Raw genomic sequence first — 309 nt, forward strand, 5'->3', positions numbered from 1 at the left:
GATCACCGCGTGGCCAGCGGCCACCTCGCGGCGCACAAACTCCGGCTCAAAGCCTTCGCGGTGGGCAATGAAGGTCATTTCCGGGGTGATGATTCCCGCGCGAGCCCATGCCAGCTGGGTCTGCACCTTGAGCTCCGGGTGCTCCTCGCTGGCCGGGGCTACGGCTGGCTTCTCCCACGCATCGCGGGTCTTCTCCAGGCCGTTCTTCAGATCCAGCTGAGGGTTTTCCTCGGTGTAGATGCCGGAGGTGTCATAGACCTCGAATTCCTCACCGGTAGTCAGCTCCACGGCGCGCGCAGGGATGCGCAG

Annotated in this window: 1 protein-coding gene; it reads right to left on the minus strand. The window is 64.7% G+C overall.

The window, feature by feature from the left end:
• Window positions 1-309: phosphomethylpyrimidine synthase ThiC (locus F0L46_RS25870; RefSeq protein ID WP_188312178.1), on the minus strand; the 309-nt coding region annotated here is incomplete at both ends.

The sequence above is a fragment of the Salinarimonas soli genome, from assembly GCF_008386575.1.
Taxonomy (GTDB): domain Bacteria; phylum Pseudomonadota; class Alphaproteobacteria; order Rhizobiales; family Beijerinckiaceae; genus Salinarimonas_A; species Salinarimonas_A soli.